The following is a 17,330-nucleotide window of genomic DNA, read 5'->3' as shown; positions in this document are numbered from 1 at the left end:
CTCAGACGGCCGGGACGATGATGTCGCGGACCAGGGCGTCGAGCTTGGCGTCCGCGTCGAGGAACTGGCGCAGCGTCGTCACGGTCGCACCGAAGCGGTCGAACTCGTCGATCGTCATGCCGTCCTCGTCGTACCCGCGGGCGAACTCCGGCGTGGCCGCACGCAGCGCGTCGAGCACGTGGGCCGGGACCTCGTCGTCGATGGCGTCGGGACGGAACGGGAACGCGTTGTCGTTGATGTCCTTCGACCACTGGAACGGCGGGGAGACGACGAGGTCGCCGCCCTGGAACTCGGACCACTGCAGGGCGTTGCGGAAGGCCGCGACGAGCACCCGCGACCGGAACCCGCGCTGCCGGAAGACCCGGTAGGCGTTCTTGACCGCGGCGACGCCAGCCCACTCGAGGTACCCGGGGTCGATCATCACGTGGTCGCGCTGCACCGAGGTCTTCAGCCAGTCGTCGAAGCGCCCGGCCATCAGAGTGACCACGTGGCCGAACTCCTGCTCCGGCAGGCCGTCCGCGGCACGGCGGTCGAGCGCACGCTCGATGGCCTCGCCCACGGCGACGACCTGCGGCACGGTGAACGACACCGTCGCGTTGATGGAGACCCCGCGGTAGGCGGCTTCCTCGATCGCGGCGATCCCGGTCTTCGTCGCGGGGATCTTCACGATGATGTTCGGCGCGAGCCCGGAGAACCGCACGGCCTGCTCGACGAGGGCGTCCTGGTCGCGGTGGAAGCGCGGGTCGGTCTGCATGCTGAGTCGGCCGTTGCGCCCGCCGGATGCCTCGAACGCGGGGAGCAGCTGGGCGGCCGCGGCGATCGAGAGCTCCTCGACGGCCTTCCACCCGATCCAGGATTCCCCCGCAGTCGGGTGCTCGGCGGCGATCTGGCGGATGCGCGGGACCCACGTCTCCGGGTCCTGCTGGATGCAGGTGTACGCGATGACCGGGTTGCAGGTCGCCCCGACGGCGCCGTACAGGTGGATGGCGGTGGCCAGCTCGCGCGGGTCGGCGGAGTCGTTCCACAGGGCGGTCGGGGTCTGCTCGGCTGCCTGGAGCGTCACCGGGCGGGTGTCGGCTACGGCGGACGGGGTCGCGCCAGCACTCGTGGTGGGTGTGGTCTCGGTCGGTGCGGTCGTCATCGGTGCAGTCCCTTCGTGATCGTGTCGAGCTGGAAGCGCGAGACCTCGTCTGCGTTCTCGTCCTCGGCGAAGACGCTCGACACCGCGACGGCGTCCTCCCGCGCCGAGAAGCCGACGCGGTCGAGCGCTGCCCAGAACCGGTCGAAGTCGACGTCGCCCTGACCCACCGGCAGGTGCTGGTGGACACGGACGGCGTTGCCCGGCGGGTTGGTGATGTAGCGGAGGCCGTGGGAGCGGTGGTGGTCGAACGCGTCGGCGACGTGCACGAGCTGCAGGGAGCCCCCCGCGGCGTCGATGACGGCGTCCATGTCCCCGCCGTAGTGGAACGTGTGGCAGGCCACGTAGACGAACCCGACGTGCTTGGAGTTGAGCCCGCGGATCACCCGCAGGGCCTCGAGGCCGTCCTCGACGAAGTCGTCGGGGTGCGGGTCGATGAGGACGCGCAGGTCGGCGGCCTCGATGACCGGGAGCAGTTCCTCCATCGCCCAGTAGAACTGCGCCTCGGACTCCTCGGCCCGTTCGGGACGGCCCGAGAACTCGGTGTTGATGGTGTCCACCCCGAGGCGCTGGGTGATCTCGATCACGCGCTTCCACTGCTTGACGGCGGTCTCGCGGGTCTCGCGGTCGGGACCCGACCAGCGGAGCACCGGCAGGACGCTGGCCACCTGGACCCCGGCGTCCGTGCAGGCAGCGGCGAAGGCGTCGACGAGGTCGTCGTCGGCCTTCGGGTGCCGGAAGAACGGGATGAAGTCGCGGTGAGGTGTCAGCTGGAGGTACTCGTAGCCGAGGTCGGCGACCTTCCGGGGGAACTCGAGCAGCTCGAGGTCGTGGTGGAAGGGAGTGGGGTCGAGGGCGATCTTCGGCACGGGCTACGCCTCCGTGAGCACCGGGGCGTCGGCGTAGAACGCCGGCTTCGCGACCGCGTACTCGACCTGCTCGTGCGCTCCGGACTGCTGGGCACGGACGGCGACCTCGGCGACGACGGACGCCGTGTAGCCGTCCCACGCGCTCGGGCCGTCGATGCCGCCGAGCCGAGCGGCGTCGACCCAGCGCTGGACCTCTTCGTCGTAGGCGGCGGCGAAGCGCTCCTTGAACGACGGGGTCACCCCCTGGCCGGACACACCGCCCGCGACGACGAGCTGCGAGGTCTCGCGGCCGATGTACGCGACGCCCGACTCGAACACGGCGTCGGTGGTGACCTGGTAGCCGAACTGGGCGTTGACGTTGATCTCGACGATCGCCATGGTGCCCGACTCGGTCGTGAACAGGACGAACTGCGGCTCGGGCAGGTCGGCGGGCGCGAGGGAGTTCTGGCGGGGCTTCTTGACCTCGACGCTCGTGATCGCCTCGCCGGTGATGAACGGGATGATGTCGATCTCGTGGATCACCGAGTCGTGGATGAGCATCGCCTCGCTGAAGTTGGGCGGCGTCGTCGGGTTGCGGTGCGCGTGGTGCAGTGCGAGCAGCGCGCCGTTCGCGCCGGACTCGCGGAGTGCCTTGAGCTCCTGGTAGCCGGCGTCGAAGCGACGCATGAACCCGACCTGGATCTTCGGTCGGTCGGCCTTCGTCTGCTCGAGCTCGACGATCCGGAGCGAGTCCTCGGCGCTCGTCGTGAGGGGCTTCTCGCAGAGCACGGTGAGTCCACGCTCCAGGGCCGTCACCAGGATCGGCTCGTGCAGGAACCCGGGCGTCGCGATGACGACGGCGTCGATCGGGGTCAGGTCGAGCGCCTCGTCGAAGGACGCTGCGGTGACGGCACCCGGTGCGAGGGCGGCAGCCGCGGCCGCGCGGGCCTGGTCGGGCTCGACGACCGCGACGACGTCGGCGTTCGAGATCTTCGCGGTGATGCGACGGACGTGGTCGGCGCCCATCATGCCGGCGCCGACGACGGCGACGCGGAGGTTTCCGGTGGTCATGTGGTTCTCCTGTGGTGGACGACTGCGGGGTGGTTCGTGCGGAGGGTGCTCAGGACGCCCGAGCGGCCGACGTGGACCCGAGGATGTGCTGGAACGTGCGCTCGGCGATCGGGCCCGGGGCGTCGACCGAGCAGCCGTACATGTCCTGCTCGACGATGCCGAAGATCTCCGGGTTGATCCGCGCGACGGCCTCGATGATCGGCGCGAGCTCCGGGGTGCCGTGGGGCGGCTCGGTCATGACGCCCTGCGCGACCGCGGTGGCGAAGGGGACGTCGTTCTTCAGGACGTCGAACAGCAGGTCGGTGTCGACCTGCTTGAGGTGGAGGTAGCCGATGCGCTCGGGGTGCTCGGCGATGAGCTTGAGGGAGTCGCCGCCGTAGTACGCGAAGTGGCCGGTGTCGAGGCAGAGGTTCGTGTACTCCGGGTTCGTGACCTCGAGGAAGCGCACGGTCTCCTTATACGTGCCGACGTGGCTGTCGGCGTGCGTGTGGAATTGCTGGTGGACGCCGAACTCCTCGAACAGCGCCTTGCCGAGCTGGTCGTGCCCCCTGCCGAGCCGCTGCCACTGCTCGTCGTCCAGCGTGCGGGCCTCGAGCACCTCTTCCGTGGCGTCCGACCGCCACAGGTCCGGGATCGTGACGAGGTGCTCGGCGCCGAGCGCAGCCGCGAGCCCCGCGACCGCGACGGCCTGGTCCCACGCCCGCTGGAACTGGTCGTCGCCCTTGTGGAACCCGGTGAAGACCGTGCCCGCGGACAGCTTGAGGCCGCGGGACCCCAGCTCGTCGGACAGCTGTGCCGGGTCGGTGGGCAGGTACCCGTACGGGCCGAGCTCGATCCACTCGTAACCGGCAGCACTCGCCTCGTCGAGGAAGCGCTGCCACGGCACCTGAGCCGGGTCGTCCGGGAACCAGACGCCCCACGAGTCGGGGGCGGTGCCGATGCGGATCGAGGCACCGATGGCGTCCTCGGACGGGGTGCCGATGGGGGTGGCGGTGTCGGTCATGACGTCGCTGTCGCTCTCTGTATCGTGGTGGGGTCAGCCGAGCAGGGGCCGCTGTGCTGCGACGTGCTGCTCGTAGTCGGCGCGGGCGGCCCGGGTGCTGTCGAGGGTCGAGGTCTGCGCGACCGGGACGTCCCACCACCCGTCGCCGTCGGGTGCGTAGACCAGCGGGTCGGAGTTCACGTGGATGAGCGTCGTGTGCTCGTTCGCCTTGGCCTGACGCACGGCTGCCCGCAGGTCGTCGATGGCGCCCGTCCCCGGCTCGACCTCGATCACGTCGACGCCGTACGACCGGGCGTTCGCGGCCAGGTCGACGGGCAGTGGCTCGCCGTTGTCGAAGGACTGGGTGGCGTCGTCGAGGTAGCGGTACCTGGTGCCGTAGCGCTCCGACCCGACGGTCTCGGAGAGGTGCCCGATGGACGCGTACCCGTGGTTCTGGATGAGCACCACGATGATCTTGAGGCCCTCGGCCACCGCGGTGACGAGTTCGGTGTGCAGCATCAGGTAGGAGCCGTCGCCGACCATGACGATGGCGTCGCGGTCGGGTGCGCCGCGTCGGACACCGAGCCCGCCGGCGATCTCGTAGCCCATGCACGAGAACGCGTACTCGACGTGGTAGCCGAGCTCGTCGCGGACCCGCCAGAGCTTGTGCAGGTCGCCCGGCAGCGAACCGGCCGCCTGGATGACGACGTCACGGGGGTCGCAGGCGGACTGGACGGCGCCGATGATCTCCGACTGCCCGGGCAACGCGGCACCCGTCGGCGCGAATGCGTCGTCGACCAGGGCGTCCCAGGACCGCTTGCGGTCCGCGATCTCGGTCGCGTACCCGTCAGACACGGTGTACGACGCCAGGGACCCCGTCAGGGCGACCAGGGCCTCCCGGGCGTCCGCGATCAGCGGCAGCTGGGTGCCGTGCTTGTAGGCGTCGAACGCGGCGACGTTCACGTTGACGAAGGTGACGTCCGGGTGCTGGAACGCCGTGCGGGACGCCGTGGTGAAGTCGCTGTAGCGGGTGCCGATGCCGATCACGACGTCGGCCTGCGCGGCGATCGCGTTCGCGGCCGCCGTGCCGGTCGCGCCGATGCCGCCCAGGTACTGCGGGTGGTCCCAGTGCAGGGCACCGCCACCGGCCTGCGAGGTGCCCACCGGGATGCCGGTGGCCTCGACGAAGGCCCGCAGCTCGGCGGCCGCGTCGGCGTACAGGACCCCGCCGCCGGCGACGATCACCGGGCGTTCGGCGGCCTGGATCGCGGCGACGGCCCGGGCCAGCGGTCCGTGCTCGGGCAGGGGCCGACGGACGTGCCACTCGCGCGGTGCGAGGAACGCGACGGGGACCTCGAGCTCCTCGGCCTGGACGTCCTCGGGCAGGGCGATCGTGACCGCACCCGTCTCGGCGGGGTCCGTGAGCACCCGCATCGCGGCGAGCGCGATCGAGAAGAGCTGCTCCGGCCGCTCGACGCGGTCGAAGAACCGCGACAGCGGCCGGAACGCGTCGGTGACCTGCACCGAGGTGTCGTGCGGCATCTCGATCTGCTGCAGCACCGGGTCCGTGGTGCGCGTGGCGAAGGTGTCGGACGGCAGGAGCAGGGCGGGCAGTCGGTTCGTCGTGGCGAGCGCTGCACCGGTCAGCATGTTGGCCGCACCCGGACCGACCGAGGCGGTGGCGGCGTAGGTGGCGCGCCGGCGGTGCATCCGGGCGTACCCGACCGCCTGGTGCACCATCGCCTGCTCGTTGCGGGCCTGGTGGTACGGCAGCAGGCCGGGCTGCTCGACGTGCAGCTGCTTGATCGCCTGGCCGAGACCGGCGACGTTGCCGTGCCCGAAGATGCCGAAGATGCCCGGGATCGTGCGCTCGCGGACGTCACCGTCGACGGTCCACTGGTTCGCGAGGAACTCGACCAGGGCCTGGCCGACGGTCATGCGGCGTGTGGGGGTGCTCACGCGGGCTCCTTCTCGTGCTCGTAGGGCAGTCGGGGGTCGATCGTCTCCGACTCCCACACCTGGCGGACCCACCCGTGGGCGGGGTCGTCGGTGATGTTCCAGACGCGCTCCGGGTCGGGCCCGGCCATCACGTTGAGGTAGTACATGTCGTAGCCGGGGGCGGCGACGGCCGGGCCGTGCCACCCGTACGGCACGAGGGCGACGTCGCCGGTGCGGACCTGGCGGAACTCGTCGATCGGGCGGTCGTCGGAGGCGTACGTGCGGTGCAGCGCGAACGGGTCCGCCGACTCGGGGGCGTCGACACCACGGGCCACGGCGGACTCGTAGTAGTAGATCTCCTCGAGGTCGGACTCCTGCCCGGGACGGTTCGTGTCGTGCTTGTGCGGCGGGTACGACGACCAGTTGCCCGCGGGCGTGATGACCTCGCACACGATGAACTGCACGGCGTCGAGCGCGGCGGGCGTGCCGAAGTTGTGCACCTGCCGGCTCGACTGGCCGGCACCGCGGAGCTCCACGGGGACGTCCTGCCGGGGCACGTACGCCGACGGCTTGTGCTCCTCCGTCGGGGCTTCGGCGACCGCGAACCGACCGCGGCCGGTGATCGTCGCCGCGGTCCCCGACCCGAGGTACAGGACGTCGGTCGGCCCGTCGAAGACGCTCGAGCGGCCCTCGAGTTCCTGGGTGGTGTCGCCGTAGGTCACGGTGAAGCTGCCGGCGAGCGGCACCACGATGCGCTCGACGGCGTCGGACGGCAGGTGCAGCTCGGCACCGTCGGACAGCGCGCCGGTGCGGAGACCGGTGTGGGCCCAGCCCTCGACGCGGCCGTCGACGACGTCCGTCCAGCCGTCCTCGGGTCGCGAGCCGGCCGGGATGAACCAGGTGTCGTTCGTCATGTGCGGGGCCGTCAGCTGTTCGACGGGAAGCCGAGGTTGATGCCGCCGTGCGACGGGTCCAGCCACCGGCTCGTGATGGCCTTCTGGCGGGTGAAGAAGCTCACGCCGTCAGCGCCGTACGCCTTGTGGTCACCGAACAGCGAGTTCTTCCAACCGCCGAACGAGTAGTACGCCACCGGCACGGGGATCGGGACGTTGATGCCGATCATGCCGACCTGCACGTCGCGCTGGAACCGACGGGCGGCGCCGCCGTCGTTCGTGAAGATCGCGGTGCCGTTGCCGAACGCGCCGGAGTTGATGAGCTCGAGGCCCTCTTCGTACGTGGCCACCCGGACGACGGAGAGCACCGGGCCGAAGATCTCCTCGGTGTAGACGCGGCTGGTGGTCGGGACGCGGTCGATCAGCGTCGGGCCGAGCCAGAAGCCGTTCTCGTCGCCGTCGGGTCGGACGGTGCGGCCGTCCACCACGACCACCGCACCGTCCTGCTCGGCGACCTCGATGTACGAGGCGACCTTGTCGCGGTGCTGCTCGGTGACGAGCGGACCCATGTCGCACCCGCGACGTCCGTCACCGACGCGCAGGGTGGCCGCGCGCTCGGTGATCTTCTCGATGAGCTCGTCGGCGACCGGCTCCACCGCGACGACCACGGAGATCGCCATGCAGCGCTCCCCGGCGGACCCGAAGCCCGCGTTGATGGCGTTGTCGGCGACGAGGTCGAGGTCGGCGTCGGGCAGCACGAGCATGTGGTTCTTCGCGCCGCCGAGGGCCTGCACGCGCTTGCCGTGCCGGGTGCCGGTCTCGTAGACGTACTGCGCGATCGGCGTGGAGCCGACGAAGGAGATCGACTGCAATTCGGGGCTCGTGAGCAGGCCGTCGACGCTCACCTTGTCGCCGTTCAGGACGTTGAAGACGCCGGCGGGCAGCCCGGCCTCGGTGAACTTCTCGGCGAGCCAGAGCGCGGCGCTCGGGTCCTTCTCGCTCGGCTTCAGCACGACGGTGTTGCCCGCGGCGATCGCGATCGGCAGGAACCACAGCGGGACCATGGCGGGGAAGTTGAAGGGGCTGATGATCCCCACGACGCCGAGCGGCTGGCGGATCGAGTAGACGTCGATCCCGGTGGAGACCTGGTCGCTGAACTCGCCCTTGAGCAGCTGCGGGATGCTCGTCGCGAGCTCGACGACCTCTTGTCCACGGGCGATCTCGCCGAGGGCGTCGTCGAGGACCTTGCCGTGCTCGCTCGTGATGATCTCGGCGAGCTCGGCCTTGTCCCGGTTCAGGATCTCGCGGAACGCGAAGAGGACCTGCTGGCGCTTGGCGAGGGACAGGTCACCCCACGCGGGGAAGGCGGCCTTCGCGCTGGCGATCGCGGCCTGGACCTCGGCGTCGTCGGCGAGCGCGACCTGCTTCGTCGCGACACCGAGTGCCGGGTCGTAGACGGGTGCCGTGCGCCCGGACGTCGAGGCCACGCGGGCCCCGTCGATCCAGTGCCCGATCGTCGTGAGGGCGGTGTCGGTGAGCGTCATGCGGTGCTTCCTTCCGGGATGGACGAGTCCATGGTCGTGGAGCCGGCGAGCCGCGCGGCTGGGTCGTGCGCATCTGTGGAGGACGCGCCCCGAGCCTCCTGGCTGTGGACGAGTCCGTTGGTGTGTCCGGCGGACCGGGTGTGGACGAGTCCGGCGGCCACGTCGACCGCGGCGGCGACGTCGCCGTCCGGCGGGTAGAGCAGGGTGCGTCCGACGACCAGGCCGCGCACGCCCGGCAGGGCGAGGGCGTCGGCCCAGGCGGCGTAGGTCTCCAGCGGACGCGACGACGGGTCGCCACCGAGCAGGAGGGTCGGCAGCGTCGTCGCCGCCATCACGCGCTCCATGTCGTCGACCACGGGGATCTTGAGCCAGCTGTACGCGCTCGACTCCCCGAGTCCCGCGGCGATCGCCATCGAGGTGATCACGGCGTCCGCCGTCAGGTCGTTCACGACCCGGCCGTCCTGCCACGACGACATGAAGGGCTCGAGCATGATCGGGAGCTGCTCGGCGGCGGCCTCGGTGACGGCCTTCGCCGTGGCCTCGAGCGTCGGGGCAGTGCCGGCGTCCTGCAGGTTGACGCGGACGAGCAGCTTGGCGAAGTCGAAGCCGGACCGCTTGATCGATGCCGCCGAGTAGGCGGTGTACCGGTCGTCCATCTCGAAGGTCGCGCCGCGGAGTCCGCCGCGGTTCATCGAGCCCACGACGACCTTGCCGTCGAGGGCGCCGAGGAGCGCCAGGTCCTCGAGGATGTCCGGCGTGCCGAGGACCCCGTCGACACCGGGGCGACCGAGGGCGACGACGAGCCGCTCGAGCAGGTCGTACCGGTCGGCCATCGCGGACTGGTCGTCACCGACGGCCAGCGCGCCACGGGCGGGGTGGTCGGCCGCGACGATGAAGAGCTTGCCGTCCTCGCCGAGCAGCGATCGGCGGGTGCGGGACGCGAGGGTGCTCGCGACGACCTCCGGGGAACCGGCGCGGACGTCGCGCAGGCGGTCGATGGCAGCGGGGCTGATCTCAGGCATGGACGGCCTCCTCTGTCGGGTTGTCCTGCAGGAACGTCTCGATCTCGTCGCTCGTCGGCATGGCCGTCGAGCACTCGAAGCGGGTGGCGACGATGGCACCGGCCGCGTTGGCGAAGGCGAGCACACGCTCGAGCCCCCAGCCCTGCAGGAGCCCGTGCGTCAGCGCTCCCCCGAAGCCGTCGCCCGAGCCGAGCCCGTTGACGACGTCGATGTGGTGCGGGCGGAGCTCGACGACCTCGTCGCGGGTCTTCGCGAGGACGCCCTTCGGCCCCTGCTTCACGATCGCGACCTCGACCCCGCGTTCGAGCAGGGCGTCGGCTGCGCGCATCGGGTCGGTCTCGCCGACGGCGACCTCGCACTCCTCGCGGTTGCCGACGGCGACGGTGGCGTGCTCGAGGGCGACCGCCACCTCTCTGGTGGCGGCGGCCGGCGAGGACCAGAACACCGACCGGTAGTCGAGGTCCAGCACTGTGTGCACCGCCGTGGGGTGCTCCGATGCGCTCCGTGCCGCGAACGCGACGTGGTGCGCCTGGCGGCTGGGCTCCTCGCTCAGTCCCGTCACCGTGGTCCAGAAGACCCGTGCGCGCTCGATCTCGTGGAGCGGCAGGGACTTGGCCGTGATCATCAGGTCCGGCGCCTTGGGTGCCCGGTAGAAGTACAGGGGGAAGTCGTCCGGCGGGAACAGCTCGCAGAACGCGACCGGGGTGTTCAGGCCGTCGACCGTCTCGACGAACGCGTTCGCGACGCCGAACTCCGGCAGGGTGCGCGCGATGTACCGGCCGAAGGGGTCGTTGCCGGTGCGGGTGATGACGGCGGCGTCCGCACCGTGGCGGGCCGCGGCGATGGCCACGTTCGTGGCGCTGCCGCCGACGGACTTGGAGAACGTCTCGACGTCCTCGAGCGGACCGGTCTGCTGCGGGTAGATGTCGACGCTGACACGACCCATGGTGATCACGTCGTAGGCGTGGGGAGCTTCGTTCGTCATGCGACGCGAGGGGACCTTCCGTGCGGCTTCATCGGCGGACGATCACGACTGTACATCATCCTTGGCCTAATGTCATGACATGGTCCGGCCGGCCCGTTCCGGTGGTCCCCTGGTCGCCTCCCGTTCCGTTCTGGAGGCTCGCCCGCGTCCGTCCCGCTGCTGTCGGTGGATCCTGGGAAGGTCTGGACATGGACATCTCCGCCCTGCTCGTCGGCCTGCTGATCGGCGCCCTGGCCGGCGCCGCCGTCGCGTGGTCGCTGGCGCGTTCCCGCGCCGGTGCGTCCGCCGCCACGGCCGTCGCCACCGCCGACGCCCTCCGCGCGCGGCTCTCCGAGGTCCGCCAGGACGCCGAGGAACGCCTCGACGCGCAGGACACCCAGTACCGCCGACAGGTCGACTCGCTCGAACGGCGGTCAGCGGAGCTGGAGCACCTCGTCGAGCGCATGCACGGCGCCGAGACCGCCCGGTCGCAGGACGAGTCCAAGGTGCTCACGGCACTCAGCCCCGTCGCCGAGACCCTCGACGTGATGCGCGCGAAGATCGCCGAGCTCGAGCGTGCCCGCAGCGAGCAGTACGGTGCCATCTCCACCCAGCTGCGGTCCGCCGCCGAGTCCGAGGAACGGCTCCGTGCCACCGCCGAGACCCTCGCGAGCGCACTCACCTCGAACAGCACGCGGGGCGTCTGGGGCGAGACCCAGCTGCGCAACGTGGTCGAGGCCGCCGGGCTGCTCGAACGCGTCGACTTCGACGTGCAGTCCTCGGTGACGACGTCCGCCGGTGCCGCCCGCCCGGACATGATCGTGCACCTGCCCGGCGGCAAGAGCATCGCCGTCGACGCCAAGGTGCCCTTCAGCGCGTACCTGCAGGCGGTGGCGATCCCCGCCAGTGCCACCGGAGCCGAGGGTGCGCGCCGCACCACGCTCATGACGCAGCACGTCAAGGCCCTGCGGGCGCACGTGGACGCCCTCGCCGCGCGGGAGTACTGGTCGGGCTACGACGCCTCCCCCGAGCTCACGGTGGCGTTCATCCCGTCCGAGTCCCTCATCGCCAGTGCCCTTGCCGCCGACCCGGGGCTGCTCGACCACGCGTTCCGCAAGCGGGTCGCCCTGGCGTCCCCGGTGACGCTGTGGTCGGTGCTCAAGACCGTGGCGTTCTCGTGGCAGCAGGACGTCGTCACGACCGAGGCCCGCGAGCTCTTCCGGGTCGCCCGCGAACTCCACGGCCGGCTCACCACCATGGCCACGCACGTCGACAAGCTCGGGCGCTCGATCCGCGGCTCGGTCGTCGATTACAACCGCTTCGTGGGGTCGCTCGAACGGCAGGTGCTGCCGAGTGCCCGGCGGCTGTCGATGCTCGACGAGTCGAAGGTCATCGCCGAGCCCACCGTGGTCGAGGACGAGCCGCGGCTGCTCACCGCTCCGGAACTCGTCGGTGCCCTCGACGAGGACTGACGCGCGGACGCGGGCACTGGGTCCGCACAACAGAACCCGCTCGCACCACGACTGTCCGTGGTGCGAGCGGGTCCTCGTCGTGCGTCGGTCAGACCCTGGGGATCAGAACCACTTCTCGGCGCGGTGGTCCGCCTGGATGCGACGGATCGTGTTCGAGCGCGACCGGAGCACGAGCGAGTCGGTGTGGATGACGCCACGCGAGCGGCGGACACCATCGACGAGCACGCCGTCCGTGACGCCCGTCGCGACGAAGAACGTGTTGTCGCCCGTGACGAGGTCGTCCTGGTCGAGGACCTTGTCGAGGTCGTGGCCCGCCGCGATGGCGCGCTCGCGCTCCTCGTCGTCCTTCGGCTGGAGCTTGCCGAGCAGCACCCCGCCGAGCGCCTTGATCGCGCAGGCGGTGATGATGCCCTCGGGGGTGCCGCCGACACCGACGCACATGTCGATGTTCGAGCCGGGCAGGGCCGCCGCGATGCCACCGGCGACGTCACCGTCGAGCAGCAGGCGGGTGCCGGCGCCCGTGGCACGGATCGCGCGGATGAGCTCGTCGTGGCGGGGGCGGTCGAGCACGGCGACGACCATGTCCTCGAGGTCCTTGCCCTTGGCCTTCGCCAGCGCGCGGATGTTGTCGCCGATCGGCTTCTCGAGGTCGAGGACCCCGCGCCCCTCGGGTCCGGCGGCGATCTTGTCCATGTAGAACACGGCCGACGGGTCGTACATCGAGCCACGGTCGGAGACGGCCATCACGGAGATGGCGTTCTGGCGGCCGGCGGCGGTGAGCGAGGTGCCGTCGATCGGGTCGACCGCGATGTCGCAGGCCGGGCCGTGGCCGTTGCCGACGTGCTCGCCGTTGTAGAGCATCGGGGCGTTGTCCTTCTCGCCCTCGCCGATGATGACCACGCCGTCGAAGTTGACCGTGCCGAGGAACTTGCGCATCGCGTCGACGGCGGCACCGTCCGCGAGGTTCTTCTCCCCCCGGCCGACCCACGGTTGCGCGCGGATCGCGGCGGCCTCGGTCGCGCGGACGAGTTCGAGGGCCAGGTTGCGGTCGGGCTGCAGGAAGAGGGATCCGGTCTCAGTCGTGGGAGTCACGTACTGCAGCCTACCGAGCGCGACCCAGGCGAGCCGCCCGGCGGACGGATGTGCAGCGCGCGCGGGACCACAGGCGGTCATCCACAGATCCGCCGGAACCGCACCGCTCCTCCAGACCGGCTGACTACGATCGGTGCGGACATCACCGAAGTCGAAGGAGATCACGTGCCCATCGCAACGCCGGAACAGTACGCCGAGATGATCGACCGCGCGAAGGCCGGCAAGTTCGCCTACCCCGCGGTCAACGTGTCCTCGTCGCAGACCATCAACGCGGTCCTCCAGGGCCTGACCGAGGCCGGGTCGGACGGCATCATCCAGGTGACGACCGGCGGTGCCGACTACTTCGCCGGCCAGACCGTGAAGAACCGTGCCGCCGGTGCGCTCGCCATGGCGGCGTTCGCGCACGAGGTCGCCAAGAACTACCCGATCACCGTCGCGCTCCACACGGACCACTGCCCGAAGGACGCCCTCGACGGCTTCGTCCTGCCGCTCATCGCGGCCAGCGAAGAAGAGGTCCGCCACGGTCGCAACCCGATCTTCCAGTCGCACATGTGGGACGGCTCGGCCGTGTCGCTCGACGAGAACATCGAGATCGCCCGCACGATGATCGAGAAGACCCGCAACATCAACGCCATCCTCGAGGTCGAGATCGGCGTCGTCGGCGGCGAAGAGGACGGCGTCGAGCACGAGGGCACCAACGACGCCCTCTACACGACCTCGGGCGACGTCGAGCGGGTCGTCGACGCACTCGGTCTCGGGGACAAGGGCCGCTGGATCGCCGCCCTGACCTTCGGCAACGTGCACGGCGTCTACAAGCCGGGCAACGTGAAGCTGCGTCCGGAGCTCCTCGGCGAGATCCAGGCAGCGGTCGCCGCGAAGCACGGCACCGGCGAGAACCCCCTCGACCTCGTCTTCCACGGCGGCTCCGGCTCCACCGACGACGAGATCCACGAGGCCGTCCGCAACGGCGTCATCAAGATGAACATCGACACGGACACGCAGTACGCGTTCACGCGGTCGATCGCCGGATCGATGTTCAGCAACTACGAGGGCGTCCTGAAGCTCGACGGCGAGGTCGGCAACAAGAAGCAGTACGACCCCCGCGCCTGGGGCAAGGTCGCCGAGACCGCGATGGCCGCCCGCGTGGGCGAGGCCGCCAAGGTCCTCGGGTCGGCCGGGCACAGCCAGAGCTGACCACACCGCACACCGCCAGGAGGCACGGGGCGCGTCCGACGGACGCGTCCCGTGCTGCGTCTGGCCACCTCGCGATCGTGCCACCATGGTCGGGTGACCGTCGACGCCATCGCCTCCGAGTTCGCCCACTTCGTCACCGAGTCGCCGACGGCGTTCCACGCCGCCGCCGTGGCCCGTGACCGGCTCGTCAGCGCCGGGTTCACCGAGCTCGACGAGCGCGACGCCTGGCCGACCGACCCCGGCGCCTACGTCGTCGTGCGGGACGGCGCCGTCATCGCCTGGCGACTCCCGGCCGGGGCCACCACGACGACCCCGTTCCGCATCCTCGGCGCCCACACCGACTCCCCCGGGTTCCGCATCAAGCCGAACCCCGTCGTCCGGGTCGGCGGGTGGGAGCAGCTCAACGTCGAGGTCTACGGCGGCCCGATCCTGTCGACGTGGTTCGACCGCGACCTCCGCATCGCCGGACGGGTCGTGCACACGGACGGCACCGTCACGCTGCTCGACACCGACGCGGTGGCCCGGATCCCGAACCTGGCGATCCACCTCGACCGCGGGGTGAACGCCGGCGCCGAGATCGACCGGCAGCGGCACACGCTCCCCGTGGTCGGGACCGACGGCACGAGTGCCGGCGGGGTCGACGCCCTCGCGTGGCTCCGCGGCCGGGTCGGCGAGACCGCCGTGTCGTGGGACCTCTTCCTCGCGGACACGCAGGCTCCCGCCCGGGTCGGCATCGACGGCTCGTTCCTGGCGTCGGGCCGGATGGACAACCTGACGAGCGTGCACGCCGGACTCCGCGGCATCGTCGACGCTCCCGCGGACGGCGACCACGTCCCGGTGTTCGCCGCGTTCGACCACGAGGAAGTCGGGTCGGCGACGCCCTCCGGTGCGGGCGGGCCGTTTCTCGAGGACGTGCTCGGCCGCGTGCAGGAGGGCCTCGGGGCCACCCGGTCCGAGGCCGCGCGGGCGTTCCGTGCCTCGTGGTTGCTCTCGAGCGACGCCGGGCACCTGGTCCACCCGAACTACTCGGAGAAGCACGACCCGACCAACCGCCCGCGCCCGGGTGGTGGTCCGCTGCTCAAGATCAGCGCGAACCAGCGCTACATGACCGAGGCGAAGGGCGAGGCCGTCTTCGCCGCTGCCTGCGACGCCGCCGGGGTGACGTACCAGCCGTTCGTGAACGTCAACACGATCCCGGGCGGGTCGACCATCGGCCCGATCGCGGCGACGCGGCTCGGTATCCCGACGGTGGACATCGGCGTCGGTCTGCTGTCGATGCACTCCGTGCGCGAACTGGTCCACGTCGAGGACCTCGCCGCGCTGCACGGTGCCGTGGCCGCGTTCCTCGCCGGCTGACCAGGACCGGGGTCAGCCGCCCGCGTGCTGCATGGCCCAGGCGACGAAGCGATCGTCGTGCAGCATCACGGTGAGGAACGCCGACAGGGTCAGCACCGAGGCGACGAGCCCGCCGAGCAGCGGCACCCAGACGGTGCGCTTCCGGTTGCGCAGGCGCACGACCGACCACCACGCGACGAGCACGAACAGCACGAGGCTGCCGATCGCACTCACGAGGGCGGCCGTGACCAGTGCGCCGGGGTCGGACAGCGCGGTGTAGCGGAGTTCGAGCTGCCGGCCCAGGTTCGCAGCGACCGACCGGAACGCCAGCGACTGCAACACCGAGACGAGCCCGAAGGCGAGCAGCATCACGGTGAGCAGGAAGTCCGCGGGCGACGCTCCGAAGCGCGCGGCGACCGGGGTGCCGACAGCGGCCGGGGCGCGTCCAGCGTCCGTGTCGGGGCGCTCGGCACGCACGGTCCGCGGTGCGGGCTGCTGCTGCTGCTGCTGCTCGGGACGCTCGCGTTCTGCCCGCTGGCGCTCCAGGCGTTCCTGCTCGACTAGGACGGGGTTCACCCAGCCCTCGGGGGCGTACTCGCCGTACTGCGGTGCGGGTCGGCCCTGCGGACGGGAGTTGGTGCCGGTGCTGGTGTCCGAGCCGGTGCCCTGCGGCGGCACACCGCGGTCACGGTCAGGCGCCGCCGACCAGTCGCCCTGCACGCTCATCGGCGCCGGCCGCCGAGCCCGCGCGTGGGAGTGCCCGACGCGTCGGTCCGGAGTTCCTTGGGGAGCGAGAACATCAGGTCCTCGTGCGCTGTGACGACCTCTTCCACGGTGCCGTAGCCGGCGTCAGCCAGCTGCTCGAGGACCTCGTGCACGAGCTCCTCGGGTACCGAGGCCCCGCTGGTGACTCCGACGGTCTGCACGCCGTCGAGCCACTCCTGCTGGATCTCCTCGGCATAGTCCACTCTGTGTGCCGCGGTCGCGCCGTACTCGAGCGCCACGTCGACCAGGCGGACGCTGTTCGAGGAGTTGGCGGAACCGACCACGATGACGAGGTCGGCCTGTGGCGCGACCTTCTTGATCGCGACCTGCCGGTTCTGGGTGGCGTAGCAGATGTCGTCCGAGGGCGGGTTCTCGATGGTCGGGAACTTCTCGCGCAGGAGCCGGACGGTCTCCATCGTCTCGTCGACGCTCAGCGTGGTCTGGGACAGCCACACGAGGTTGTCGGGGTCGTCCACGGTGAGTGCGGCCACGTCGGCGGGGCCGTTCACCAGGATCGTCCGCTCGGGCGCGTGGCCCATGGTGCCCTCGACCTCTTCGTGACCGGTGTGCCCGATCAGGATGATGGTGCGCTCGGCCTTGGCGAAGCGGGTGGCCTCGCGGTGGACCTTCGTGACCAGGGGGCAGGTGGCGTCGATCGCGTGCAGGTCGCGGGCGGCGGCACCGGCGACGACGGCGGGTGAGACGCCGTGCGCGCTGAACACGACGTGGGATCCACGCGGGACCTCCTCCACGTCGTCGACGAAGACCGCGCCGCGCTGTTCGAGCGTCGACACGACGTGCACGTTGTGGACGATCTGCTTGCGGACGTAGACGGGTTCCCCGTACTGCTCGAGGGCCTTCTCGACGGCGATCACCGCGCGGTCGACACCCGCGCAGTAGCCACGGGGTGCCGCGAGCAGGACCTTCTTGCTGCCGGCGACCGGGTCGTTCCGCAGACGACCACGCGGCGCTGGGCTGCGCGGCGGGGCGAGCGGGACCGAGTGGCCGTTGGTGATCGTCACGTCCCTGATGATAGGTGAGCGGGACCGACACACGCTGGGGGCGCGGACGC

15 protein-coding genes are annotated in these 17,330 nt (G+C 70.9%); 3 read left to right on the top strand and 12 right to left on the bottom strand.

Features of this window, described 5'->3' with window-relative positions; genetic code table 11:
* Position 1: 1 nt before the first annotated feature.
* From OXR63_RS05770 to iolC, 9 genes are read right to left on the bottom strand one after another with little or no spacing between them, the layout of a single operon-like run.
* A complete protein-coding gene (locus tag OXR63_RS05770; RefSeq protein ID WP_267420706.1) occupies positions 2–1,141 on the bottom strand; it encodes a transaldolase family protein in 1,140 nt (379 codons plus the stop codon).
* Positions 1,138–2,007 carry a sugar phosphate isomerase/epimerase family protein gene (locus OXR63_RS05765; protein ID WP_267420705.1) on the bottom strand — a complete coding sequence of 290 codons (870 nt, stop codon included), beginning with the start codon at positions 2,005–2,007 and terminating at the stop codon, positions 1,138–1,140. The genes OXR63_RS05770 and OXR63_RS05765 overlap by 4 nt, the downstream gene beginning before the upstream one ends.
* 3 nt (positions 2,008–2,010) lie before the next feature.
* Entirely contained in the window at positions 2,011–3,057 is a 1,047-nt protein-coding gene (locus OXR63_RS05760) for a Gfo/Idh/MocA family protein (protein ID WP_267420704.1), read from the bottom strand.
* A 49-nt stretch (positions 3,058–3,106) separates the two neighbouring features.
* Positions 3,107–4,060 (bottom strand): sugar phosphate isomerase/epimerase family protein, encoded by a 954-nt coding sequence (locus OXR63_RS05755; RefSeq protein ID WP_267420703.1) that lies wholly within the window; start codon positions 4,058–4,060, stop codon positions 3,107–3,109.
* A 33-nt stretch (positions 4,061–4,093) separates the two neighbouring features.
* Positions 4,094–5,977, bottom strand: coding sequence for a 3D-(3,5/4)-trihydroxycyclohexane-1,2-dione acylhydrolase (decyclizing) (iolD, locus tag OXR63_RS05750; protein ID WP_267420976.1), 1,884 nt, complete (start codon positions 5,975–5,977; stop codon positions 4,094–4,096).
* A 17-nt stretch (positions 5,978–5,994) separates the two neighbouring features.
* Positions 5,995–6,891 (bottom strand): 5-deoxy-glucuronate isomerase, encoded by an 897-nt coding sequence (gene iolB, locus OXR63_RS05745; protein ID WP_267420702.1) that lies wholly within the window; start codon positions 6,889–6,891, stop codon positions 5,995–5,997.
* 11 nt (positions 6,892–6,902) lie between these two features.
* On the bottom strand, positions 6,903–8,414 hold the full coding sequence (locus tag OXR63_RS05740; RefSeq protein ID WP_267420701.1) for a CoA-acylating methylmalonate-semialdehyde dehydrogenase: 1,512 nt from the start codon (positions 8,412–8,414) through the stop codon (positions 6,903–6,905).
* Positions 8,411–9,436 carry a class I fructose-bisphosphate aldolase gene (locus OXR63_RS05735; RefSeq protein ID WP_267420700.1) on the bottom strand — a complete coding sequence of 342 codons (1,026 nt, stop codon included), beginning with the start codon at positions 9,434–9,436 and terminating at the stop codon, positions 8,411–8,413. Before OXR63_RS05735 ends, OXR63_RS05740 begins: the two co-directional genes overlap by 4 nt.
* The gene (iolC, locus tag OXR63_RS05730; protein WP_267420699.1) at positions 9,429–10,421 is read right to left on the bottom strand and encodes a 5-dehydro-2-deoxygluconokinase; all 993 of its coding nucleotides are present in this window, start codon (positions 10,419–10,421) and stop codon (positions 9,429–9,431) included. Before iolC ends, OXR63_RS05735 begins: the two co-directional genes overlap by 8 nt.
* Before the next feature lie 188 nt (positions 10,422–10,609).
* Here iolC and rmuC point away from each other — a divergent pair, with 188 nt between their 5' ends.
* Positions 10,610–11,872: a DNA recombination protein RmuC gene (rmuC, locus tag OXR63_RS05725; RefSeq protein ID WP_267420698.1), complete on the top strand. Its 1,263-nt coding sequence runs from the start codon at positions 10,610–10,612 to the stop codon at positions 11,870–11,872.
* Positions 11,873–11,974: 102 nt separating this feature from the next.
* Here rmuC and glpX read toward each other — a convergent pair whose 3' ends face one another.
* Positions 11,975–12,964, bottom strand: a complete 990-nt coding sequence (glpX, locus tag OXR63_RS05720) for a class II fructose-bisphosphatase (protein WP_267420697.1) — start codon at positions 12,962–12,964, stop codon at positions 11,975–11,977.
* 165 nt (positions 12,965–13,129) lie between these two features.
* On the opposite strand from glpX, the gene fbaA reads away from it, so the two are divergent.
* The gene (gene fbaA / locus OXR63_RS05715; RefSeq protein ID WP_267420696.1) at positions 13,130–14,158 is read left to right on the top strand and encodes a class II fructose-bisphosphate aldolase; all 1,029 of its coding nucleotides are present in this window, start codon (positions 13,130–13,132) and stop codon (positions 14,156–14,158) included.
* A 93-nt stretch (positions 14,159–14,251) separates the two neighbouring features.
* Positions 14,252–15,514, top strand: a complete 1,263-nt coding sequence (locus tag OXR63_RS05710) for a M18 family aminopeptidase (RefSeq protein WP_267420695.1) — start codon at positions 14,252–14,254, stop codon at positions 15,512–15,514.
* A gap of 12 nt (positions 15,515–15,526) precedes the next feature.
* On the opposite strand, the gene OXR63_RS05705 is transcribed toward OXR63_RS05710, so the two are convergent.
* Together OXR63_RS05705 and OXR63_RS05700 are read right to left on the bottom strand one after the other, a co-directional pair.
* On the bottom strand, positions 15,527–16,219 hold the full coding sequence (locus OXR63_RS05705; RefSeq protein ID WP_267420694.1) for a DUF6264 family protein: 693 nt from the start codon (positions 16,217–16,219) through the stop codon (positions 15,527–15,529).
* On the bottom strand, positions 16,216–17,280 hold the full coding sequence (locus OXR63_RS05700) for a 4-hydroxy-3-methylbut-2-enyl diphosphate reductase (RefSeq protein WP_374116072.1): 1,065 nt from the start codon (positions 17,278–17,280) through the stop codon (positions 16,216–16,218). Before OXR63_RS05700 ends, OXR63_RS05705 begins: the two co-directional genes overlap by 4 nt.
* Positions 17,281–17,330 lie beyond the last annotated feature (50 nt).

The sequence above is a fragment of the Curtobacterium sp. GC_Cur_3 genome (assembly GCF_026544205.1).
Lineage (GTDB): Bacteria > Actinomycetota > Actinomycetes > Actinomycetales > Microbacteriaceae > Curtobacterium.
The sequence above is the reverse complement of the archived record's forward strand: the minus strand, read 5'-3'. Positions and strand labels throughout refer to the sequence as shown.

Bases quoted from the DNA above. Each gene is read 5' to 3' on its own strand.
- OXR63_RS05740 (WP_267420701.1), bottom strand. From the start codon at position 8,414: ATGACGCTCACCGACACCGCCCTCACGACGATCGGGCACTGGATCGAC.
- OXR63_RS05705 (WP_267420694.1), bottom strand. From the start codon at position 16,219: ATGAGCGTGCAGGGCGACTGGTCGGCGGCGCCTGACCGTGACCGCGGT.
- OXR63_RS05760 (WP_267420704.1), bottom strand. From the start codon at position 3,057: ATGACCACCGGAAACCTCCGCGTCGCCGTCGTCGGCGCCGGCATGATG.
- rmuC (WP_267420698.1), top strand. From the start codon at position 10,610: ATGGACATCTCCGCCCTGCTCGTCGGCCTGCTGATCGGCGCCCTGGCC.
- OXR63_RS05770 (WP_267420706.1), bottom strand. From the start codon at position 1,141: ATGACGACCGCACCGACCGAGACCACACCCACCACGAGTGCTGGCGCG.
- iolC (WP_267420699.1), bottom strand. From the start codon at position 10,421: ATGACGAACGAAGCTCCCCACGCCTACGACGTGATCACCATGGGTCGT.
- iolB (WP_267420702.1), bottom strand. From the start codon at position 6,891: ATGACGAACGACACCTGGTTCATCCCGGCCGGCTCGCGACCCGAGGAC.
- iolD (WP_267420976.1), bottom strand. From the start codon at position 5,977: ATGACCGTCGGCCAGGCCCTGGTCGAGTTCCTCGCGAACCAGTGGACC.
- OXR63_RS05755 (WP_267420703.1), bottom strand. From the start codon at position 4,060: ATGACCGACACCGCCACCCCCATCGGCACCCCGTCCGAGGACGCCATC.
- OXR63_RS05735 (WP_267420700.1), bottom strand. From the start codon at position 9,436: ATGCCTGAGATCAGCCCCGCTGCCATCGACCGCCTGCGCGACGTCCGC.